The sequence below is a fragment of the Burkholderia sp. AU33545 genome (genome assembly GCF_020419685.1).
GTDB lineage: Bacteria > Pseudomonadota > Gammaproteobacteria > Burkholderiales > Burkholderiaceae > Burkholderia > Burkholderia diffusa.
The window spans coordinates 127,975-151,577 of the sequence record NZ_JAIZRQ010000007.1; the positions used below are offsets into that span (position 1 = coordinate 127,975).

Here is a 23,603-nt window from a genome sequence, read left to right on the forward strand (position 1 = left end):
AGTGATCAAAACTACGAACGCCCGGTATTGCGCCGGCCGGTTGCCGGCCGCGCAGTCCGGCGCAATCCGAATATCGATACGAGCGTGCGACGCATTTGCGCGTCGTCATAGAGCGGCGTCCGACGATTCCCCACACCGGGCAGGCCGCCCGCGGGATCTCGGCCAGCCGCCTTTCCAGAACAGGTGCACGATGCCCCCATCGATCTCCGCATTGAGCGACGCCCATGTCCTGATCGTCGACGATCAGCCCGACCAGCTGCGTTTGCTGATCGACATCCTGCGCGGTACGGGCTGCCGGATCAGCATCGCATCCGACGGGGTGCAGGCGTGCCAGCGCGCGCAGGCGCTCATGCCCGATGTGATCCTGATGGATGTCCGCATGCCGCGCATGGACGGTTTCACCGCGTGCCGGCGGCTTGCCGCCGATCCGCTGACGAGCGCGATTCCGGTCATCTTCCTGACCGTGGCCGGCGAATTGCACGAACGCCTCGAGGGGCTGGAAATCGGCGGCGTCGACTATGTGGTGAAGCCGTTCGAACCGGTCGAGGTGCTCGCGCGGATTCGCGTGCAGCTCGCGCGGGCGAAGCGCGACCGGCCGTCGGACACGGCAAGCCCGTTCGCGGCCGGCATGGACGACGACATCATCGTGCGCGCGGCCATTCGCCACCTGTCGCGGACGCTGAACGATCCGCCGACGGTCGAGCAACTGGCGCGTGCGGTCGGCACGCATGAAAAGCGGTTGTCGCGCGCGTTTCGCGACAATCTCGGCCAGACCGTGTTCGAGTATCTGCGGCACGAGCGGCTTCGGATCGCGCAGGATCTCCTGGATTCGACGTCGCTCAGCATCGCCAGCATCGCGAAGGAAATCGGCTTTTCCACGCCGGCGAACTTCGCGACCGCCTTCCGCGAACGTTTCGGCATCACGCCGACCGAGTGGCGGCGCCAGCGCCGCGCGAGCCGGCGCACCGCGACCCGTGAACCGCAACGCGGCGCGTAAGCCGCGTTCGGCGTGCCCGCGATGCTGCGCTACCAGTTGTATCTCGCGCTGGCCAGCACCGTCCGCTCGTTGCCGAACACGCACACCGCGTACGACTGGCAGCCGCTGACGTAACGCCGGTCGAACAGGTTCGCGACGTTGAACGCGAACCGCCAGTGGCGCATCTCGTAGTGCATCGCCAGGTCGTACAGCGTAAAGCTGGATACCGTCAGCGAATTGTCGGGCGCGCCGGCCGACGCGCTCTGATAGCGCACGCCGGCGCCGATCCCGAGGCCCGACAGCGCGCCCGCATGCCAGGTCCAGTCGGCCCACATCGACGCCATCTGCCGCGGCAGCGGCACGGACACCGGCCAGTTGTTCAGCGACGCGTCGTTCGCCTGCACGTTCTTGACGTCCTGATACATATACGACGCGACGATCGACAGCTCGCGGGTCACCTTGCCGAGCGCGCTCAGCTCGATGCCGCGCGAGCGCACCTTGCCGGTCTGCACGGACGTCGTGCCGGTGGGGTCGAGATTCGCCGGCGCCGGCGTCACGACGTTGGTCTGGTCGATCCGATAAACGGCCGCGCTCAGCATCAGATTCTTGCCCGGCGGTTGCCAGCGCAGCCCGGCTTCCGTCTGCGTGCCGCGCGTCGGCTTCGGCAGGCCGCCACCATAAATCCGCACGCCGATGACCGGATCGAACGACGTCGAATAACTCACATACGGCGACAGCCCCGCATCGCCCTGATAGGCGAGCCCGACGCGCCCGGAAAACGCGCTGTCGTCCTGCCGCGAATGCGTACCGACCGTCCGGCCGTCGAACCGTGCATTCACACGATCCTCGCGGCCGCCGAGCGTCATCGTCCAGCGCTGCCAGCGGATCTGGTCCTGCGCGTACACGCCGACCGCGTTCATCGCCGTGTACTGGTCGACATGGCCGAGCGACGTCGGGCCGGTAAAGATCGCGGCCGTGACCGGCCGATAGACGGGGTGGTACAGGTTCAGCGACGGCGCCAGCGCGAGCCATACGCTGTTGGTCGTCGTCTGCCGGTCGAACTGCACGCCGAGCAGCAGCGTGTGTTCGAGCGGCCCCGTGCCGAAGCGCGCCTGCGCGTGGTTGTCGATATCGAGCCGGCTGTAGTTGAGCTGGAACAGCCCCGCGAAACGCATCATGTTCGTCGTGCTGCGGGGCACCAGGCCCGTGCCGAACACCGTCGCGTCGTCGAGCGACAGGTGCGACCAGCGTACGTCCTGGTGCAGCGTCCATATCGCATCCACGCGGTGCTCCAGCGCGTAGCCGAGCGACCATTGCTTCTTCCGGTAGTCGTTGAACGACGGGTCGCCCATGTAGATGTCCTGCGACAGGCGGCCGTTCGGGTTCGGCAGCACCGTCCCGGACGCGGGCAGGAAGTTCGACGAGATGTCGCCGCTGTCCTGCAGGAACGATGCGGAGAATGTCAGCGACGTGTCGGCGGTCGGCCGCCAGCGAAACGACGGCGCGAGCGCGACGCGCCGGTCGGCATTCGGGCCGGTCCATGCGTTGCCGTCGCGTGCGATGCCGACGAAGCGATACGCATACCGGCCGTCCGGGTCGAGCTGGTCGCCGACATCGACCATGAATTGCTTGCGCGCATGGTTGCCGATCTGCACGCCGGCTTCGCGCACGCGCTCGCCGTCGGCGAGTTTCGTGTGCGCGTCGACGATCGCGCCGGGCTCGCCCGCGCCGTACAGCACCGACGTCGGCCCGCGCAGCACCGCGATCGAGTCGATCGTGTATGGGTCGACACGCCAGTTCGCGATGACGGCCGTATTCGGCGCCGGCACGCCGTCGACGTACAGCGTCGGCGTGAAGCCGCGCAGCGCCGCATACCAGTCGGTCCGGCTGTCGGCGCCGAACGTCGCGAAGCCCGGCACATAACGCAGCGCCTGGTTCAGGTCGGCCGCGCCGGTCATCTCGATCTGCTGCGCGGTCACGATGTTGGTCGTCTGCGGAATCTCGGCCACCGGCGTGTCGGTCTTCGTGCCGGCGGCGGTGCGCAGCCCGACGAGCCCGACCGACGATCCGCCGGCGTTGCCGGTCACGTCGATGGGCGGCAGCACGGCCGTCGTGGCGCCGGCGTTCGGCGCCTGCGCATGCGCGCCGCCTGCGGCCGCCATGCACAATGTTCCCCCGGCAGCGATCGCCCACGCGCGTCGCGCCGCACCTGTCTCCATCAACATCGTTTCAATACTCCGTCGTGCTGTCCTGGCCCGTTCGGCCCGATCGAGGCCCGGTGAGTCGCCGGCGTCCGTCCTGCGCTGCCGCGAGTGCCGTGCCGGTGACGTCGGTCACGCACGCGTCGGCATGCACTGGCCGATTGCGTCGTTCGCGAGCGCAGCGATCATACCGGCCGAACGTCGCGCGGTGGTTGTTCATCCGTCGGACGACGCCGGCATAGCCGCGCCTGGATAGGGTTGTACCGGCCCGCGAGCCGACATACGGTGTGTAGAACCACATAATGTTATCGGTTGTATGACAACACGGAAAAAACGATCCGATATCGGTCGACACACATGATGCGTGTCCTTCGCGCAGGCCGGCGACGATAATATCTCGCAAGCACATCAATCACCATTTATTTCAATTTCAATAGCATGTTAATCAATCGATTCGTGACAATCGCTATCGGATCGACAAGTTGTTTCGTGACAACTTTTTATTTCGTCGCGGTGATGCTTCCGTTACACTTCGCGCCGTCATGCGATGACTGATTTCAATGGTGCTCAAGATTGCACCCGGCGAGGCGTCGCCCCGCTCGCCCGCGGTGCCCGCGAGCGGGTCTCGCCAACGAACGACGCAACCATGAACGACAGGCAATTTCGGCCCGGATCCGGTGCAGGCATTTCCCGGCGCACCTTTCTTTACAACATCGGCGCGCTCGCGCTGTCGGCGTGCGGCAGCACGGAATCGACCGGGAACGCCGGCGGTATCGCAACTGCCGCGGCGGGTAACCGGGCACTCGCACGCGTTGCGACGGATACCGCCACCGTCGCGACGCATGAAGCGTTCGCGCATCCGGGCTTGCTGCATACGCAAGCCGATTTCGACCGGATCGCGCGCAAGATATAGGCCGCCGCGTCGCCCTGGCTTGACGGCTGGAACAGGCTGATCGAGAACGGTCACGCGCAATTGCCGTGGTCGCCGCGATCGCAGGCCGTCGTGACGCGCGGGAGCACCGGCACGCAGAACCCTGTTCGCCGCCACCGACGGCTACGGCGCGGTCAACGGCAACGTAACCGTCGCGATGGATGCGTCGAAGGGCGGCCTCAACGCCGCCGACCTGTGGCGCAACGACATCGCGAGTACCGGCAAGCTCACGCTGCAAGGCAGCGGCACGCTGACGCTGGCCGGCAACAACAGCTATACGGGCGGCACGCAGGTCGGCGGCGGCACGCTCGCCGCCGCGTCCCCGACGGCGTTCGGCAACGGCGACGTGTACGTCGGCTCCGGCGGCGGCATCCGGATCGCGGCCAGCGCGCCCGTGACGATCGCCGCCCGCTATACGCAGCTCGACAACACGACGCTCGAACTCGACATCGACGGCAACGGCGGCGGACGCCTGCGCGTGGGTGGCACGTTCACCGTCGCGGGCGGCACGCTGCACGTGAAGTTCGTGAACGGCTACACGCCCAAAGCCGGCGACACCATCGCGCTGGTCGACGGCGCGGCCGGATCCACGCAGTTCTCGACGGTGACGGTCGACGGGTTCGAGGCAGCGCCCGTCTACACGGCGACGGGCGTGTCGATCACGCTGTCGGCGGCGTGTCGCGGCGGATGTCCGCCTTCGCCGCATAGCGCATCAGGTCGTCCTGGCACTCCTTCCAGGCGGGCGTCTGCATCGGCTTGATCTCGCCGCCGCGCAGTGTCTTGCGCGCGTCGGGAATCACGAGGCCAAGATCGACACCGATCACACAGCCGAAGCCCCGGCAGGTCGCGCATGCGCCGTAGGCCGAGTTGAACGAGAACAGTGCCGCCTGCGGCTCCGCGTAGCGCAGGTCGCTGTCAAGGTCGTGCAGCCCGGTGGAGAAACGCCACACCTGCGGCTCGGCGAGCACGTTTTCCGCTTCCGTCGTGTCGAACACGAGGCTCGACTTGCCGGAGCCCGACGGGCCGGTGACGACCGTCATCTCGCCGGTGCGCAGGTCGAGATCGAGGTTCTTGAGGTTGTATTGACGTGCTCCGCGAATGCGAATCAGATTGCTGGATGACAATTTGCCTGCCCGTCTGGATGAATTAGCCGGAATTCACGGTGCCGAAACGCTGCGGCGGATGCCCGCACGCGCGGCGCACGTGCCGCACGGGTCATGCCCGGGCGGCTCCGGTTCGACGGATACTCTGCTGCATATTCATACAGTTTTCCATGACGGGATCGCCACCCCGCCACCGGGCAGGCCGGCAACGCGCGGAGCGACACGCGGGCCGTCCGGTTTCGACGGCCGCGCGTGTGATCGCCATGTCGCCCCTGCTACTTCTGCAGCAGGATTTCCACGCGGCGGTTGCGCGCCCGCCCTTCCGCGGTATCGTTTGACGCCGCCGGATCGGCTTCTCCTCGCCCGGTCGCCGCAAACGAATCCGCCTTCAGCCCATGTTCGCGCAAATACGATGCGACGGCCTCGGCGCGACGCCGCGACAGCGACAGATTGTGTGTATCCGAGCCGGTCGAGTCGGTATAGCCGGTCACGTCCACCCGCGAGAATTGCTTGTCGCCCTGACGATTCAGCAACGTGTCGAGCGCGGCCTGCGCAGTGGGCGTCAGCGTGGCGGAGTCGGTCGCGAAGTACGCATCGCCCGTCAGGCTGACTTTCTCGGCGGCCACGGGCGCGGCCGGTGCGGCTGCCGGGGCCGGCGCGGCGGGAGCGCCGCACTGGAACACGAGCGAGCGCGGGTCCGCGCCTTCGCGGAACGGCGCCGTGGAATCGATCGTGCGCACTGCGTCGCTGCCGCACATGCGCGTCGCGACTTTCATGCAGGTCTTCTCGCTCGACAGGATGCCGTGGCAGTCGACGCGGAAGGTCCTAACGCCGTCGCGCGGCTGCAGTTCGTATGCGTTGTACGTCGGCCCCGATGCGCTCGAACACGCGGCCAGGGAAACGACGGATGCCAGCAATGCAAGATGGTGTTTTTTCACTTGATAACTCCGAAAATGCGATGGGCGCAGCGAATGCGATGCGCTCGGCGCAGCCGCATTCGCATGCGTTCCGTGTGATTCGCTCCGGCAGCGCGTGCCGGAGCGAACCGATGCGCGCTCGATCACTTCCACTGATACAACATGCCGGCGCCGACGACGCGCTGGCTGCCGGCGAAACCGCCGTTCAGCGTCGCCTTCAGGTTCTCCGTGATGCGCGCCTGCATGCCGACCGCCATGGCCTTCTGGCCCTGGAACGTCGCCGTGCCGACCCCCATCGCGAAGTTCGAATCGCGGTCCATGTGCGGGATCGACGCCATCGCGGCCGTTGCGGCGATCCCCTCGCGCGCCATCGAGTCGGTCTGCTGGATCTGCTGCTGCATCTGTGTGAGTTGGTTGTTGACCGTGTTCAGCGACTGCGTGAACTGGTTCGACACGGCATTCAGCTGATTGACGTTCACCGCGTCGGTGCCCTGCGTGCCCGCCGCGACGTTGGCGACCTGCCGCGGCGAATCCGCCGAGCCGACCGCGACCACGTTCGACCGGCCGCCGTCGTTGCTGCCGGCGCCGATCGCGGCCGAGTTGTTGCCCGACGAGGTCGCGCCGACACCGAGCGCGGTCGAACCGTTGCCGGACGCCGTCGACGCGTTGCCGACCGCCGTGCTGTTCGAGCCCGATGCCACCGAGCCCGAGCCGCCCGCCGACGAATTCGAGCCGACCGTCACCGGATCGATCTTCGTGCCGGTCGGATTCGTCGAATACGAGCCGTTCGCCGTGCGCTGGTCGATCAGCGTCGTCAGCTGATTCGCGACCGAGTCGAGCTGCGACACGTTCACCGCGTCCGTGCCGTTCTTGCCTGCCGCAAGGCCGGTGATCTGCCGGTTGCCGACGTTCACTTCGCCTGCCGACGATTGCGGGCTGGTCAGGCCGTACGCGATGTAGTTCGTCAGTGCGCCGACCGTCGTCAGCGAACCCGCGCCGAGCGCGACGCTGTTCGCGAACGTCGACGACGCGCCGGCCCCGAGCGCGAGCGCATCGGTCGCGGTGCTGCGCGCGCCGGAACCGAGCGCGACGCTGCCCACGCTGACCGCGACCGCATTGGCGCCCTGCGCGACGGACTGTGCGCCGGTCGCCGTCGCGCCGCTGCCGAGCGCGATCGCGTCGGCTTGCGCGGAACTCGCGGCCTGCCCGATCGCGATGCCACCGGGAGCCGTCTGGTCGACGATCGCGCCGTTGCCGATGCCCACGCCGTTATCGCCGTTCACGACCGTCGTCGGCCCCACCGCGACCGATTCCGCGCCGACCGCGAGCGAATCCGCCGCAGTCGAATTCGCGTGGAAGTACTTCTGGGGCGTGACCGCGAACGACTGCAACGCGCCGGTCAGTTGCCGCACCGTTACTGCATCGTGTTGCCCCGTGCCGTCCGCGACATTGGTGATCTGGCGATAGGACTTGCCCGTCGCATCGCCGAGCGACACCGCGCCGAGCAGCTTCTCGTCGGTCGTATCGAACGGAATCGACGCGCTGCCGTTGCGCAGGAACCCGGACGACTGCACGATCGGACGATCGGACACCGAACCCGAGCCGAGCGCGATGCCGCCGTCCACCCGCGAGATCGCATTCGGCCCGATCGCCACGCTGTCGACGCCGAGCGCCTGGCTGTCCGGTGCGGTCGAGTTCGCGTGGAAATACTTGATGCCGTTCGCGTTGATGTTGTCGATCGCCGAGCCGACGTTGTTGTTGACCGTCGTCGAGCCGTCACTGTTGTAGGTCACGTAGGAAGGCGCCGAGATCGTGCCGGTCGTGGGGTTGTAGGTCGCGCCGCCGCCGAGCGCGCCAGCCGTGCTGTTGCCGAGGTTGCCGTTGTTCGATGCGATCGAACTGAGGCCGGTCGACAGCGAACTGATGCCCGTCGACGTCGCGGTCGACAGCGACGTCAGGTTGCTGTTGGTGCTGGACAGGCCGGTCGACAGCGAGCCGACGGCGGTCGACGCGGACGTCGACAACGACGTGATCGTGCTGTTCGTCGAGCTCAGGCCGGTCGACAACGAGCTGATGCCCGTCGACGTTGAGGTAGACAGCGACGTCACCGTGCTGTTCGTCGAGCTCAGGCCGGTCGACAGCGAGCTGATCCCCGTCGACGTTGAGGTAGACAGCGACGTCACCGTGCTGTTCGTCGAACTCAGGCCCGTCGACAACGAGCTGATCCCCGTCGACGTCGACGTGGACAACGACGTGATCGCGCTATTGGCCGACGACAGGCCGGTAGAGGTGGACGTCGACAACGACGTCACGGCGCTGTTGGTCGAGCTCAGGCCCGTAGACAACGAGCTGATCCCCGTCGACGTCGACGTCGACAGCGACGTGATCGCGCTATTGGCCGATGACAGGCCGGTAGAGGTGGACGTCGACAACGACATCACGGCGCTGTTGGTCGAGCTCAGGCCCGTAGACAACGAGCTGATCCCCGTCGACGTCGACGTCGACAGTGACGTGATCGCGCTATTGGCCGACGACAGGCCGGTGGACGTGGACGTCGACAACGACGTCACCGAGCTGTTGGTTGAGCTCAGGCCCGTAGACAGCGAACTGATCCCCGTCGACGTGGACGTGGACAGCGACGTGATCGAACTGTTCGCCGACGACAGCCCCGTCGATAGCGACGACACCCCGGTCGATAACGACGTGATGCTGGACAGCGTCGACGTCGACAGCGACGTCACCGCCTCGTTCGTCGCGGCGAGCTGCGAGCCGTTGATCGCGTCGGTGCTCGTCGAACTGATCCGCCCCGCGGCGACGTTGGTGATCTGGCGCTCGCTGCCCACCGCGCCGACGCTGACCACGCTGGTCGGATTGACGCCGTTGAAGGTATACGTGACGCCGCCGATGGTGCCGGTCGAGGTGGGATTCGGCGCGGCCGTCACCGACCCGGAGCCGAGCGCGACGTCGTTCGTATTGTTCGCCACCGCCGACGCGCCGAACGCCACCGCGCCCGCTGCCGCCGCGGTCGACGTATTGCCGAGCGCGATCGAGCCGGTGCCCTGCGCATTGTTCGTATTGCCGATCGCCACCGCGCCGTCGCCGTTCGCGGTGTTGTTCGACCCCATCGTGACCGCGCCGGTGCCGATCGCGGAGCTCGGATCGCCGATTGCCACCGCGCCGTTGCCGCTCACGGTCTGGCCCAACCCGAGTGCCACCGCACCGATACCGCCCAGCACCTTCGAGTTGTTCCCGCCGGCGATCGAGCCCGCACCCGCCGCGGCGGCAACCGAATTGCTGTCGCCCAGGGCCAGGGTGGAACCCGCCGCCGCGACACTGTTGATGCCGATCGCCGTCGCATTGACGGCCGATGCCGTCGCGCCGGGGCCCAGCGCCGTCGCCGATATGCCGGTTGCGAGCGCGAGATTGCCCAGCGCCACGCCGAATTGCTGCGTCGCGCTCGACTGAACGCCCATCGCGACCGAACTGAGGCCCGACGCATTGGCGCTCAGGCCGAACGCAATCGCGTTGTCGGCGCCGGCCGTCGTTTTCGAGCCCATTGCGATCGAACTGGTGCCGAGCGACTGCGTGCCCGAGCCGGGCACGCCGGCAGTGCCGCCCCAGCCGATCGCGATCGACGAGCCGCCCTTCGCGCCACTGTTGACGCCCATCGCCACGGCCGAGTTTCCGGAAGCCATCGCGCCGCTGCCCACCGCAACACCGGCCGCGCCCGAACTCGTCGACTGATTGCCGAGCGCAACCGAGCCCGTATTGGTTGCATTCGACGCATAGCCGAGCGAGACGCTTTGCGCCCCCGCCGCGCTCGCCCCGAGACCGAGCGCGGCCGCATACTGGCCGGACGCCAGCGCATTGTTGCCGAGCCCGACCGCCGCCACGCCGGTCGCGGCCGCGCCGCTGCCGATCGCCACCCCGCCGCTTTGGGTCGCGCTCGAGAGATTGCCGATCGCGACCGAATAGTCGCCGGATCCGATCGCCTGCACGCCCATCGACGCGCTGTTGACGCCGGTTGCCTGCGCATTGATGCCGATGGCCGTCGATCCGCTGCCCATCGCGTGTGCGCCCGGCCCGATCGCCGTGGACGACACGCCCGCCGCCGTCGACAGGTTGCCGTATGCGGTCGAATTCACCTGCGACGCGACCGAGCCGTTACCGATCGCGATCGAACTGGCACCGCCGGTCGCGGAGCCGCCGCCCGCCGAATACTGCGCATGCGCACCGGTCTGGAACAGCCCGAGATACGCGGCCGCCATCATCACGACGAGCCGCCTGGGCGAGAGCACCGGCTTCGTCGCGATGCCCGCGACGGTGCCCGCGTCCGCCGCATGCGTGCACGCGCTTCTCGACGACGCAACCCGCTTGCCGCGCGCGCGGTCGAGCTCCGACGCCGCGACCCAGGCGCCCAGTGCTTCGTTCCAGATCGACTTGAACGACTTGTTCATCTTGTTTTCCCTCGGTTCACATGTGCTGGATGACGCAACAGCGAACGCGGCCGGGCGAAGACTGTCTCCGTCTCCGTTTTCACCCGCCTCGCGACGCGCCGCAACCTACTTCGGACTTCTAACTTCAATGCCGGATGGCTCTGCACGACACACGCGACGCACGTCGCGAGCACGCGACCGTACGCGGCCCGTGTCCGGACGACACGAGGCACGACAACGCTCGCGGTTTATCGAATCATGGAAACCGGGCCACCGGACCGGGGCGGCGCGCGGCGGCGCGCGGCGCGCCACACCGCGAAAGAACGCGTGCGCACGCCGTCGCGCCGGACCTCAGGCGACCTCGAATCTCATGAGAGGGCGTCGTTCAGACGCCGGATGGACGGATGCCGCGCCGAACCGGCGCGCGGCCCGCGCAGTGTCATTCGGGGGGAGGATGCCCCCACGTGGCCCCCGGAGCAGATGCATGCGCCGCCGGCCCGCGGCCGCTGACAGCCGACAACGGTTCGCGAGAACCGGTGCTTTGATCTGCCATGCTTTTGATGTTCATGTTTTTTCGCGCCCGCCTGATTCGAGAGTGGGTTTCGCGCAACCGCCTCCCGGAGGATCGAACCACCCGGCGATCGACGCGAACCCACCCACACTTTCCATCCTGGCGCGCATCTTCCATTCCGGATTTCCAGAATGGAAGATGACTGCCGGATGACCCCTGCACTGAATTAACTTACTGACTTTCTTTGACGATTTTTTGTCGCCTGATGTGCCAAACTCGCATCTGCTTCATGATTCATCGATCATTTTTCATATCGGCGCATTCGATGAACGATGAAGCCCGCATTACCCTCGTGCCGACCTTCGTTGCACCGCCGTCGTCCCGAAAACTGGGATTGCCAGCATTCAATGTCACATTGAATGCAGCATTCCCGGAAAAATGGCAGTAGCAGAAAATTTCGCGCAGAACCGGGTCATGCAGAAGAACCGATTCCAGCCGCGTACTGCCAAGTGTGCAGGGCTTCCTTGGATCAAACCTTTTCCGCAGCGGACAAATTGTTTTCTGGAGCTGACGTTATTTACATTCATACGATCCGATGCAGCCAAACGGATATATGTGAAAGTATTTTTAATCAGCCACAAATAAAACCTTAATCACGGAGACTATGAATTGATGAACTCGATCCACCACCGTTCCGGCCATCTTCTCGACAGAAAGAGCACCAATTCATCTACTGGGCCAATTCGATGTTCATGCCATTCAATCGGTAATAAAATCCAGTATTTAATATCGAAATCGGAATTTTTTTCCATCCGATTTTCCGCCCCCGGCTGCGGCGATCACGACAGACCGTCGCGCTGTCAAACATGCCCACACGCGGTGGACGGAATCCCCACCGCCGGCATCTTTGTCGGCATATAATTTTTCGCAACAATCGCGCACACAGATGCAGCGAGTCCGCCCCGGCCTACCCCTAAGCTTTAGCAACCATGTCATCCCGCTCGTCCAGTTCGGCGTCGCCCCGCGCCACGCCGGATCTCGTTGGCGCACACATTCTCGTCGTAGACGACCGCCCGAACGACCTGCGGCTCCTGACGGAAATCCTGCGCGCCGCGCGGTGCCGGATCAGCGTCGCATTCGACGGCCTGCAGGCCTATCACCGCGCGCAGGCCATCGCACCCGACCTGATCCTGATGGATGTGCGGATGCCGCGCATGGACGGTTTCGCCGCATGCCGGCTGCTGGGGTCCACGCCATCGACGCAGAACATTCCCGTCATCATCCTGACCGCCGCGGGCGATCTCGAGGATCGGATCGCCGGGCTCGAAACCGGCGCGCTCGACTACATCGTGAAACCGTTCGAACCGGCCGAGGTGATCGCCCGAATCCGCAATCACCTGAAGCGCACGCGGCGCAGCCAGCCGTTTGCGCACCTGCCCGAACTGCCCGATCACCCCGACGCCGCGCTGGTGCGCGCGGCGAGCGAGATCCTGCTGCGCGAACTGCGCAATCCGCCGGCGCTCGACGAACTCGCTCGGCAGGTCGGCACGCACGAAAAGCGCCTGTCTCGCGTGTTCCGCGATCACCTTGGCCAGACCGTGTTCGAATATCTGCGCGATACGCGACTGCGCGCGGCGAAGCACTTTCTCGCGGAGACGTCGATGGGGATCGGCGACATCGCCGAGGAGATCGGCTTTTCGACGCCAGGCAATTTCGCCACGGCGTTTCGCGAACGCTTCGGCATCACGCCGTCCGACTGGCGGCGCCAGCGACCGACGGTCGACGCGCCGCCGCCGTCGCATGAACACCAGCGCGATGCATAGGCGCCGCGCGTCCGGCTGGCTCGCCGTCCTGCCGCTCCTGGTGGCGCTGGTGGCCGCGTGCGCGGCGCCCCGCGCCGACGCGACAGAACCATCCGGCCAGACCGCGCGCCTGGAAGCGGTATCGATAGTCGAGGATGCGGGCGCGGCGATGTCCGTCGGCGAGGTGGCCGCGCGGCTCGAAGGTTCGGCACGCGGCGCGCCCGCGGCAGCGCAACCATCTTTCAACATCGAGTTTTCCCGCTCGGCGTGGTGGGTGGGCGCAACGCTGGCCAATCGCGACAGCGTCGAGCGCGCGCTGGTGCTCGCGATTCGCGACGCACGCGTCGACCAAGCAGACTTTTATGTCGATCGCGACGGCGCGTGGACGCTCGCCGCCCGATTCCCGGCGGATAACGGCAACGCGAACCGTGCGGCTTCCCGATATCCGGTGCTCGACATGACGCTGCGCGCGGGCGAACGACTGCCCGTGTTGATCCGCGTCACGTCGCGCAAGGAAATGAGGCTCGCGCCGGCCGCGTTCACCCGCGACGCGTGGGACGCGCAGGAACTTCACGCCGCAATGTGGAACTTCGGCTTCTTCGGCGGGCTGCTCGCACTCGTATGGTGTGCACTGCTGATCGGTTTCTTTTCGCGCAGCGGCATGTTCGTCGTGCTGGCGGTGCTGGCCCTGGGCACGACGCTGTTCGAAGCGACGTACCGCGGCTATACCGCGATGTATCTGTGGCCCGGCGCCTACGCGTGGTCGGCGCGGGGCGAGGTGATCTTCGCGTATCTGTCGGTCGCGTGCTTCATCGTCTTCATCCTGATGGTCGCGCACCGCGAGAAGGCCGGCATGCCGATGCGCGCGGTCTACGTTGCGTTCCTCGCGCTCGAATGCGTCGGCATGGCCGGCGCGGCGTTCGGCGACCTGCTGACGTTCACGTGGTTCTGCCTGCGGCTGAACACGGCGATGGGGATCGTGAACATCAGCCTCGCGCTGATGCTCGTGATCCGCCGCACGCCGACGAGCCGCGTGATGCTGATCGCCGTCACGTTCGCCACCTTCAACATCCTGCTCCGGATGCTCGACGGCATGAACGCGATGCCGGCCTGGCTGTTCTGGCTGAAATCCGACCTCTATCCGAACCCCGTCATCGCGATCATCGGGCTCGCCACGCATCTGCTGGTGCTGGCCGCATGGATCGACCACGTGGGCCGCCAGCGCACCGACGCGCGCAAGCGGCTCGAGCACTGGCAACTCACCGAACAGGATCGACTGCGCGATGAAGTGGCGAAACGCACGGTCGCGCTCAACGACGCGCTGCAGCAGGCGAGAACGCACATGCAGCAGAAGATCGAGACGCTCGGCTATGTCAGTCACGACCTGCGCGCGCCACTGTCCACGATCAACGGCTACGCGAAGCTGTTGCTGCAAAGCGCGACGCGCAGCCAGGCGCGGCTGATCCGGTCGATCGACCGCAGCATCCGCTACCAGCTCGCGCTGATCGACGAATTGCTCACGTTCACGAAGGCCGAACTGCAGCCGCTCGGCATTTCCCCCGACGTGACCGACCTGCCCGGCCTGCTGAACGATATCGGCGACTATGCGGTCGCGCTGTGTTCGCAACAGGGCAACCGGTTCGACTATCGGCCGCTGACGCCGCTGCCGCGCAAGCTGTCGATCGACGGCATCCGGCTGCAGCAGGTGCTGCTCAACCTGCTGTCCAACGCATCGAAGTTCACGCGCGACGGCACGGTCACGCTGTCGGTTCGCGCGTCGCGGGAAGGCGATACATGGCGCCTCGTGTTCGAGGTCGCCGATACGGGGATCGGAATCGACATCGCCGGGATGCGCGACATCTTCCGCGCGTACCAGCAGGTGCAGGCCGTGAACGGCGGCACGGGGCTCGGGCTGTTCATCGCACAGCGTATCGTCGGCGCGATGGGCGGCGAGCTGGCCGTTACCAGCCAGCCCGGCGTCGGCACGTCGTTCTCGTTCCCGGTCGTCGCGCCGGCCGTCGGGCACGCGCTCGTGCCGGTGTCGTGGCTCGTCCGGCGGTTTCGGCCGGCGAGCGATGCCGGACCCGAGACCGCCGCCCCCGTCCTGCGCGGCCCGTCCGACGATGCGCTCGACGAACTGATCCGGCTCGCCGGCGAGGGCCGGCTCACCGATATCGAGGAATGGCTCGGCCGGTTTGCGGACGAGCCGGACCATGCGGCCTTCGCGCAGGCGACGCGCGAGCACCTCGACGCACTCGATCTGCATGCGATCGAGAAGCTCGCCGGCTCGCTGAAACGCGCGCGTATCGCGGAGGCATCGTTCGACGCCGAGACGGATACGGCCGGGCCGACCCGGTAGCGCGGCAATGCGCCCGCTCCGGGTCCGGCGGGGCCACCGTTCGACCGCCGTTCGACGCCGCCGACGATCGGCCCGAACCGCGCGTGCCCGAATTGGCCCGGCATCGCCGGTCAGTCGAGCTCGCGCCACGGATTCGACGCGGCGGCGCCATGACCTGAGGCGGAATTTTGTGACCAATCAGGCAGTGAGTCTCGCGTCGATATGATCGGAATCCAGCCAGGCTCGACGGACCGTGGCGGGCGGTTGGTAGCGATGCACACTATGCGGCCGGCGCTCGTTGTAGAACTGTCGCCAGCGTTCGACGAGCACCTTTGCAGCGGCACGGCTGCGTCAGGATGACATCCTGCGACCGCAGGCTGGCACCGACTTCGATCGCCAGGCACTCGCGGGTATATTCATCGATCACGCAAAGCATCTTCAACGCTCGCCCATCGACCAGTTGGTCGGTGCACGAAGTCGTAGCTCCAGACCGAATTCGGTTGTGTCGCACCGGGCAGGCGAATATCGTTGCCACAACGACGACGGCGAGGCCGCCGCCGCGGAATGTTGAGCTGCAAGGCTCGCCACATTCGCCGCACGCGCGACTCTCCCAGCGCCAGCCAAGCCGACATGCGCCGGTAGCCGAAGCGCGGCGCTTCCTGCGCGGCCGCCATCAGTTGCTCGCCCTAGCTCCGATCTTTCTCCGGTTGCTTGAGCGTATAGGTGGCCACCCGGCGGCTCAACCCCAGATAACCACATGCCTTGCGTTACGAGAGGCCCCGCCGAGTCAGGACTTCCAGCGCTTCGCGCCGGCCCGTTGGGGTGCTCATTTTTTTTCGGCTGAATTCCTTCAGGCCGTCGATGACCAGCAATTGCTCGGCAATCAGGCGCTTGAGCCGCTCGTTCTCCGATTCCAGATCCTTGAGCCGACGGGCGTCGGCCACATCCATGCCGCCGAACTTGTTGCGCCAACAATAGAACATCTGTTCCCAGATGTTGTGGCGCTTGCACAGATCCTCCACCGGCTCGTCCCGGCTCTCGGACTCGCGCAAGATTCGGATGATCTGCTCGTCAGTAAATCGCTTCTTCATCGAGTTCTCATTGCGTCTACGATAAAAGAGAACTCACTTGCTGATGGTTACAAGAAACGGCTCAGGTCATGTCGAAGAAAATTTATGGAAGCAACCGGATAGTGTCGCCAGAACAGGCATTGAGGTGTGCAGCGCAGTCACCTGTCCAACTCCTCCACCACGCGCATGTGTGCAACGATATTCGACCACGGGGATGACCGGAGTTGATTCAGTGTTTCTCGATCAACTTGCGGGACGCGAACAATTCGGCATCGTTGCGGATACCGAGTTTGCGATATGCGGATTGCTTTTGCGCGCTGATCGTCTTGGGGCTTCGGAAGAATTTCGACGCGATCTCCGAAACGGACATACCAGCAAGAAAGCACCGCAACACTTCATGCTCGCGCGGGCTGAGCAGCAAGTCCGCCGCCGAACAAGAATCGGGCGACGGTTTATCGTCACCGCTAGCGTCCCTCGGTTCGGCCCCACGCGAATCTGTCGTCATGCCCCACCTGATCCGGTTCGAGAGTTCGGCGCTTAGAAATGAGTGACCACTTGCCACGACGCGGATCGCGCGTGCGAGCTCACCGAGATCCTCGCTCTTGCCGAAAAAACCGAGCGCACCTGCGCGCATCGTCATGTTGACGGTTGCCGACGTGTCGTTGCTCGACATCATCAGCATCCGACAATCGGGGAATCGCGTATTGATGAGCTTGACGAGATCGAGGCCGTCGATCTCGTCGGGACCAAGCGTGTAGTCGAGTAGCACCACATCGGCGCGGTTCGCTTCGAGCCAGCGAATCAGGTCGCGCGACTTGCCGAAGCTCGCTACCAGTTTGATGGAGCTCATCTCGGTCAAGTAATTTGCAATCCCGAGTTGGACGATGGCATGGTCGTCCAGAATCACGACGCGGATCGGCTGGTGCCCAGGCCTCATAGTTACCCCTATCGTTGTTGTATACGGCGCGAAACGGCTAGCCCCGATATTGTCGCGGGATGCCATTCATGATTATTTCGAGTAGCTTACCGGCTTTTGGGGCAATTTTTAACCCTGGTGACTCAATGTGCAGGTCCTGCGATCGCAGTGCCGCATTGCGTTTCCGCATCGCGCGACCTATGATGTCGGTCTCGTTTTTCGGTTTTACCTGCGGCCATCTCGGCGTCCGATACTCGTCTGAGGACCGTCCACGGCAGACCGGCCAACAATCTGGTTGAACAACGTGAGCAAGCTGAGTTTGAAACGATGTGCCGTGCTAATGAGCGCAATCGTCTGGCTGACGCCCACGTTCGGATGGGCAAACAATTCGCCGCAATTCACAGCTGAAGAGAAGGCGTGGATTGCCGCGCATCCGGTGGTGCGCACCACAATCGATCCACACTGGCGCCCGTTCGAATTTCGCGACCACGGGAAAGTAGTTGGCATCGTGCCGTCGTACCTCGATGCGATTTCGCGCGTGAGCGGATTGCGCTTTGAGTACGTCGACGGCCTGTCATGGGCGGACTCGCATGACGCCCTGATCTCCGGAAAGATCGATGTGGTGCCCGACGTATCGAAAAGCGCAGATGTGTCGATGTATCGCGCCGGCGTCACTGTCAGCCAACCGTACTTCGTCGGCACGATGTTCGTGGTTGCGCCGGAACACCTGAATCTGTTCGTCGATTCCCGCAATCTGGCCGGCAAACGAATCGCGATCAAGGGCAACGGCGGGCTGGAATATGCGATTCGCCAGAGCGGCCTGCCCGTGACGCTGCTGACCTATGACGACGAACAGGATGCGCTCACTGCCGTCGTCGACGGAAATGCGGATGTCGCCCTCGGCACGGACATATCAATCATGCCGCTGCTACGCCGACAGTTCCTGGGTCGGCTGTTCCTGGCGGGCGGCCTGCCGGACCGGCCATATGCGCTGGCCCTGGCAACCCGCAGCGACATGCCCCTGCTCGCATCCATTCTCGATAAATCGTTGGCTGCGATTCCCGCTCGCACGGGCGAGGAGATTTCACGCCAATGGATGGAGTCGACTGACTACGGCGAGCCGACTCTGCGCTCAATCCTTTACTACCGACGCTGGCAGGTTACAGCAGCCGGCGCCACCGTGTTCGCGCTAGCAGCAATCGCGTTCCTTTCGTGGCGCGCACGCGCCGCTGCGGTTCGCAGCGAGCGCGAAAAGGCAATGTTCCTCGCGTTCGTGAGCCACGAGATCCGCACGCCGATGCACACGATCCTTTCGTCGCTCGAGCTGCTGCAGCAGTCGCAGCTCACGCCGAAACAGGCAGGTCGAGCGGATGCAGCCGTTGCCGCCTCGGAATCGCTGCTGACGCTGCTCGATGACGTGCTCGAATACTCGCGACTCGAATCGCACAACGTCACACTCGCGCCCGAACCAACGCAAATTGAGGCGTGGTTGCGCCGCAGCGCCGACATGGTGCGCTGGAGGGTCGACGAGAAAGGGCTGGACCTTGCGCTCGAACTCGCCTGCCCAGCCGATTTGACCCTGCTGATCGATCCGGTCCGCACGCGGCAGATCGTGTTGAATCTGCTCGTCAATGCAATCAAGTTTACGTCGGAGGGATCAGTCTCGCTGCGTGTCGACTATCTGGAAGGTAAGCCGAACACTCCCGGTTCACTTGTGATCGAAGTCCGCGATACCGGGATCGGCATTCCGCCCGCGCGTCAGAGCCACATCTTCGAGCCCTATCAGCGCGTCGAGGAGCCGGGCAGCCGTCGCGTGAACGGCAGCGGCCTGGGCCTGTCGATCTGCCGCGAACTGGTTGAGCTCATGAACGGAGTGATTACCGTCAGCAGTAGCCCAGACAAAGGCACAATCTTCACCGTGATCCTGCCTGCGCAACGTACCCGATGGGTAGCCGGCCGGAATGCGGTCGTGCCGGAGGCGCCTTCACGTGAACCCGACACGACCGATACGCCGGCTTCCCAGCGAGTCGACGAAGGTCCGATGGTCCTCATCGTCGACGATCACGAAGCGGTTCAACATGCGATCCAGCATCAACTTGATGCGCTCGCGTGCCGTTCGGCCATCGCCGGCAACGGCGCGCAAGCGCTCGATCGGTTCGAGCGCACTCAGTACGACATGGTGCTGCTCGATTGCGACCTGCCGGACGTCGACGGCTACACGGTCGCACAGCGCATGCGCGCCAGCGAGCAGCAACGCGGACAGGCGCGCACACCGATTATCGCGATCTCGGCGTCGACGGAAGATGCGCATCGTGAGCGCTGCTTCGACAGTGGAATGGATGGGGTGCTCGGCAAGCCGCTGCGGCTCGAAGCGTTGCGGCAGATGATCGATCTTTGGTGCCCGGCAAGCAAGCTTGACAGGCACCAGCCGCCTGTCGAACCAACACCAATAGCAGGTCGGGAATTCTCAGAGATCTACCGTCGAAGTATCGACGCGGATCTGGTGGCTCTGAGCACCGCGCTCTCGGCCGGCGATGCTGACAAGGCGCGCTATATGGCGCATAGAATCAAAGGGGCAGCCGCGATTGCCGGGCATGCGGGGACGAGTAACCTGGCAGCCGAGCTCGAGCGCATGCTGGAGGCCGTGTCCGACGCGATTCCTGGCAATGTCGGTCCGCTTCATGATGATTTGTTACGCCAGCATCGCATCGAGACGGCTACGCCGGATTCAGGCCAATCCAGGCCCTGCAGCACGCGCACATAAGCCTATGTGGCTGCCGCCTGATCCGGTGCAACACCCGCATACGCGGGGCACCACATCGCGATCATCTGCCGCAACGCTTCGAGTCGCAGCGGCTTGCCGAGCACCCCATCCATGCCGCTCTCGAAGCAACGCACCTTGTGCGCGTCGCCGGTATTTGCCGATATGACGATGATCGGAACGTATCGCCCCTTTCTTGCAGACTCGCGTTGACGGATCGCGCGTACGAGCGCGCAGCCATCTACGTCTGGGAGATTGCAATCCAGCAGCACCATGTCGACATGCGTGCGTGCGAGCTGCTGCAACGCGGCCTCCCCCGAGTCAGCGATGATGCCGACGCAGCCCAGCGCCTCGCATTGATCCTGCAGCGAATCCCGTACGGCTTCGTTATCATCGACGATCAGGATGTACGGTACTTTCCGGCATGATTGGGCCGCGGGTGCTGGTGGGCTCACCGGCGCCCACGCGGTTGACTGTGCCGACGACGCGTTATCCGTGACTGCAACCGGCAGCTTGACCGAGAAGACGGTCTCGACACGCGGTGTGCTGCTGACCGTAATCGTTCCACGCATTAACTCGACGAGCTTACGGCAGATCGCGAGGCCGAGCCCGCTGCCGACTCCGCCGGAACGTGAAGCACGATCATCTTGCCAATACGCATCGAACAGATGCTTGAATTGATCCGCAGCAATGCCAACTCCCGTGTGGCCGACTTCCAGAAGCAGCGTCCTGTTTCGCCGTCGGCGGGTCGCGGAAATGCGAACACGCAACGTAACGGTGCCGTCATCCGTGAAGTTGATTGCATTGACTAACAGGTTCAGCACGATCTGGCGCACGCGAACCGGATCGATCTCGACATGCAGCGCCGGAGGGATCTCGATGTCTAGCGTCATCGAGATCCCCTTGGATTCGGCACGCCAGCGCACCATATCGACGGTTTCTCGGGCCCAGGACTCGAGCTCCACTGCCTGCGCGGCAAACGTCACCTTGCTCGACTCGAGGCGGGTGTATTCCAGGATGTCGTCCAGCAGCGCCAAGAGCGTTTCTGACGCGGACACGGCAGCATCCGCGCGATCGGCCTGTCGTGGCGGCAAATGCGAGCGACGCAGAAAATCAAGCGACGACAGAACAGTCTGCATCGGCGTGCGGATCTCGTGGCTCACGAACGCGAGGAACATCGCCTTGTCCAGCTTGCTGCGAATCGCCGCCGCGCGGGATTTCCAGTAGAGATAGGCGAACAACGCGAATATCAGCAACGTTGCAGCAATCGCGACCACCTGCGGCGCGCGATCATGCAGGATTGAGCGTAGTGTCGGCTTGCCGTTGTCGCCGAGTTCAACCCAGTCCTGCATGATCGCAGCGGTTTCGCTCACCGGAATCGCTGCGAGCGACTTGTCGATGATCGACGCCAGAATCGGCAGATCGGCGCGCGTGAGCATGGCCAACGACACGGGGCGATCCGCCAGCATGCCGGACATGTAAAGCTGCCCCGGGAATTGCCGGCGAACGATCGGCAGGATCGTGAAGTCGATGCCAAGCGCGGCGTCGGCTTCGCCATTGGCCACCGCAGCAAGTGCGAGTTCCTCGGTGTCGAACGTCAGCACGTCGAGCGCGACGCCGCTATGACGGGTGAAGTATTCGACTGCGCCTCGCCCCTTGATCGCGACGCGCCGGCCTTCGAGCCGCTTCAGACTGAAAACCATCGCGGAATTGTCACGTGTCACGGCAGTCAGCCGCCCGACCAGATAAGGTGTACTGACTAGTGCGTCGCTGCCGACACGGTCAGATACCAACTCTCGCCACACACCCGGCAGCAAATCCACCTTGCCGGTAGCGAGCGCGTCGTACGCACGGCCCCATTCCGTCCCAGGCACCGTGTCGAACGTGAGTCCGGTCATTTTCGAAACCGCGTTCAGGTACCCGGCGACAAGACCAGCATGCTTTCCGTTGCGTACATATTCGATTGGACTCCAGTTCGCCTCGACTGCTATATGAACGATCGGGTGTGCGTCGATCCATCGCAGCTCTTCATCGGTGAAGATCGGTTCCTGCCAAAGCGTTGACGCAACCGCGCCAGGCAGCAGGACCACGCAGACAACCGGAAGCAATACACGACAGAGCGAACACCATTGGGTCCAGCGCGAAGCGCGTATATTTTTCATGATCGATGCAGCTTAGAAATATGACGATGCTGATGGAATGAATCGCGAGGAGCCGCCGCGTCGCGGGCGGGACCTTGACTCAGGCGACACATCGCACAAAGCCCAACAATTTGCTTCTCGTTCAGGTGTCGCCTTCAGAATCCCGCAGGATGCACGTCGGATCACCACGCTGCTGCCGGTTCAGGTGTTACGTATGGGAGACCCTGAGAATGCAACACCCACATATAGAAGGCTTGAAGAAGGTTTGAAAGGTACATCGCGCGCGAACTTGTCAACGGTATTGCGCATTGTTGTGCGCGTTGTTTGATGGGGATTCTGTATTACAAAGTGACGCCGCAACATAAGACTTGTCCTAAAAATAAAAGGCGACGTCATCCGCGCCACGGCTTCACGAAGGGCCGTTAGCAATCAGGGCGCAACTCTGACCTGCTCTAAAAATCCGGCGTACAAGTTAGTTCTAGAGCTAGTGCTAGTGCGACGCAGGCTGAACCGCTTGGATTTCCCGGAGAGTGCCGAGCCTTAGTGGTCGGTTTTTGGCCTTACCCCGTTTTTCCAGACACAAGCTCGCCGGCGCCGGCACCTGATTCTTGATACCGGTGCCGATCTGCTTTCAAGATCGCTACTCAGGCAAGAGAGCATTGCTTTTGGCATGAGCCGTCGAGGCGATTCCTGGGGACAACGCCGCAATGGAATGCTTCTTCAACCCTGAAGAACCGAGCGCGTGAACAGGCGCGCCTATCGCACCCGCGCCGATGGGTTCGAATACATCGCGCCACAGGGAAAATTAATTCACCGGCACCACTTTCACTTCATGCGTGTCGGTCCCGTTTGCCAAGACGACCCTGACCGGGCCGCCCACTGGATTCAGCCCGGCCAGATCGAGTGATTCACCAGGCGACAAATAGCGGTCTCGCATGCAGTCAATCAAAAGCGCACATTCGCCATGCGCGGTTGCCAGCATGACCGTGTTCCCCGTATTAACGAATAGCGTCCCATCGACCCGATAAGCCTGCCGTGGTGACCTCGGCTGCACGACCAGGATTGTCTGCAACTCGAGACGCGGTTTCACCTTGACCGCATTTGTATCGATCGAAACCGCGCGCTCCTCCCGGAACGTCACGCGAAAATAGCGTGGCGAGTCGTCACTTACACCTTTGAAATAGAGACGCAACCACCCACTCTTGTTCGGGCGTAACACGAGCTGCTTCGGTGCGTACATCAGATCGCCGCCTTTCGGCTTCCAGGTCGCGACGTCGCCATACGGCGGAGCGCTCTCCTCCACTGACACGCCGTATACGCGCGTCTGGTCGCTGTCGTTCACGACCTCGCGAACGAGATAGTCTTTCCCGGACCCCATGAAATAGGTCATGTCGCCAACGGACAATGCCTGCGCTGTGCAAGACCAGACCAACATCACGAACGCTGCGAATTGCCTCAATCGATTCCTCACTGGTTACTGGTCCGCGCATACGCATCTCA

The 23,603-nt window shown here is 64.2% G+C and carries 12 protein-coding genes and 3 pseudogenes; 7 read left to right on the top strand and 8 right to left on the bottom strand.

What is annotated here, in order from left to right; all coding sequences use genetic code 11:
- Positions 1-190 precede the first annotated feature (190 nt).
- Positions 191-997: a response regulator gene (locus tag LGM71_RS23465; protein ID WP_059605273.1), complete on the top strand. Its 807-nt coding sequence runs from the start codon at positions 191-193 to the stop codon at positions 995-997.
- Positions 998-1,026: 29 nt separating this feature from the next.
- Here LGM71_RS23465 and LGM71_RS23470 read toward each other — a convergent pair whose 3' ends face one another.
- Positions 1,027-3,201 (bottom strand): TonB-dependent siderophore receptor, encoded by a 2,175-nt coding sequence (locus LGM71_RS23470; protein WP_226116620.1) that lies wholly within the window; start codon positions 3,199-3,201, stop codon positions 1,027-1,029.
- 523 nt (positions 3,202-3,724) lie between these two features.
- Here LGM71_RS23470 and LGM71_RS23475 point away from each other — a divergent pair.
- Together LGM71_RS23475 and LGM71_RS23480 are read left to right on the top strand one after the other, a co-directional pair.
- Positions 3,725-4,090 carry a hypothetical protein gene (locus LGM71_RS23475; protein WP_226116621.1) on the top strand — a complete coding sequence of 122 codons (366 nt, stop codon included), beginning with the start codon at positions 3,725-3,727 and terminating at the stop codon, positions 4,088-4,090.
- A 112-nt stretch (positions 4,091-4,202) separates the two neighbouring features.
- Positions 4,203-4,784, top strand: a pseudogene (locus tag LGM71_RS23480) (autotransporter-associated beta strand repeat-containing protein); the annotation flags it as partial.
- Here the strand turns inward: LGM71_RS23480 and LGM71_RS23485 are convergent.
- From LGM71_RS23485 to LGM71_RS23495, 3 genes and pseudogenes are all read right to left on the bottom strand, one after another.
- Positions 4,780-5,232, bottom strand: a pseudogene (locus LGM71_RS23485) (ATP-binding cassette domain-containing protein); the annotation flags it as partial. The pseudogenes LGM71_RS23480 and LGM71_RS23485 sit on opposite strands and share 5 nt — an antisense overlap.
- A gap of 254 nt (positions 5,233-5,486) precedes the next feature.
- A complete protein-coding gene (locus LGM71_RS23490; RefSeq protein WP_124629150.1) occupies positions 5,487-6,149 on the bottom strand; it encodes an OmpA family protein in 663 nt (220 codons plus the stop codon).
- A gap of 122 nt (positions 6,150-6,271) precedes the next feature.
- On the bottom strand, positions 6,272-10,585 hold the full coding sequence (locus LGM71_RS23495) for a YadA-like family protein (RefSeq protein WP_226116622.1): 4,314 nt from the start codon (positions 10,583-10,585) through the stop codon (positions 6,272-6,274).
- Between the two features lie 1,479 nt (positions 10,586-12,064).
- Between LGM71_RS23495 and LGM71_RS23500 the strand changes: the two genes are divergently transcribed.
- Together LGM71_RS23500 and LGM71_RS23505 are read left to right on the top strand one after the other, a co-directional pair.
- Complete coding sequence (locus LGM71_RS23500) at positions 12,065-12,898, top strand: response regulator (RefSeq protein WP_124906360.1); 834 nt, start codon at positions 12,065-12,067, stop codon at positions 12,896-12,898.
- Positions 12,891-15,236: a sensor histidine kinase gene (locus tag LGM71_RS23505; RefSeq protein WP_226117056.1), complete on the top strand. Its 2,346-nt coding sequence runs from the start codon at positions 12,891-12,893 to the stop codon at positions 15,234-15,236. Before LGM71_RS23500 ends, LGM71_RS23505 begins: the two co-directional genes overlap by 8 nt.
- Before the next feature lie 177 nt (positions 15,237-15,413).
- Here LGM71_RS23505 and LGM71_RS23510 read toward each other — a convergent pair.
- A pseudogene (locus LGM71_RS23510) lies at positions 15,414-16,306 on the bottom strand (transposase).
- A 208-nt stretch (positions 16,307-16,514) separates the two neighbouring features.
- The gene (locus LGM71_RS23515; protein WP_319000400.1) at positions 16,515-17,192 is read right to left on the bottom strand and encodes a response regulator transcription factor; all 678 of its coding nucleotides are present in this window, start codon (positions 17,190-17,192) and stop codon (positions 16,515-16,517) included.
- Between the two features lie 349 nt (positions 17,193-17,541).
- On the opposite strand from LGM71_RS23515, the gene LGM71_RS23520 reads away from it, so the two are divergent.
- The gene (locus tag LGM71_RS23520) at positions 17,542-19,965 is read left to right on the top strand and encodes an ATP-binding protein (protein ID WP_226116623.1); all 2,424 of its coding nucleotides are present in this window, start codon (positions 17,542-17,544) and stop codon (positions 19,963-19,965) included.
- A gap of 2 nt (positions 19,966-19,967) precedes the next feature.
- On the opposite strand, the gene LGM71_RS23525 is transcribed toward LGM71_RS23520, so the two are convergent.
- Positions 19,968-22,124 (bottom strand): ATP-binding protein, encoded by a 2,157-nt coding sequence (locus LGM71_RS23525; protein WP_226116625.1) that lies wholly within the window; start codon positions 22,122-22,124, stop codon positions 19,968-19,970.
- 37 nt (positions 22,125-22,161) lie between these two features.
- On the opposite strand from LGM71_RS23525, the gene LGM71_RS23530 reads away from it, so the two are divergent.
- Complete coding sequence (locus tag LGM71_RS23530; RefSeq protein ID WP_226116627.1) at positions 22,162-22,431, top strand: hypothetical protein; 270 nt, start codon at positions 22,162-22,164, stop codon at positions 22,429-22,431.
- A gap of 477 nt (positions 22,432-22,908) precedes the next feature.
- On the opposite strand, the gene LGM71_RS23535 is transcribed toward LGM71_RS23530, so the two are convergent.
- Positions 22,909-23,493 carry a hypothetical protein gene (locus LGM71_RS23535; protein WP_226116629.1) on the bottom strand — a complete coding sequence of 195 codons (585 nt, stop codon included), beginning with the start codon at positions 23,491-23,493 and terminating at the stop codon, positions 22,909-22,911.
- Positions 23,494-23,603 lie beyond the last annotated feature (110 nt).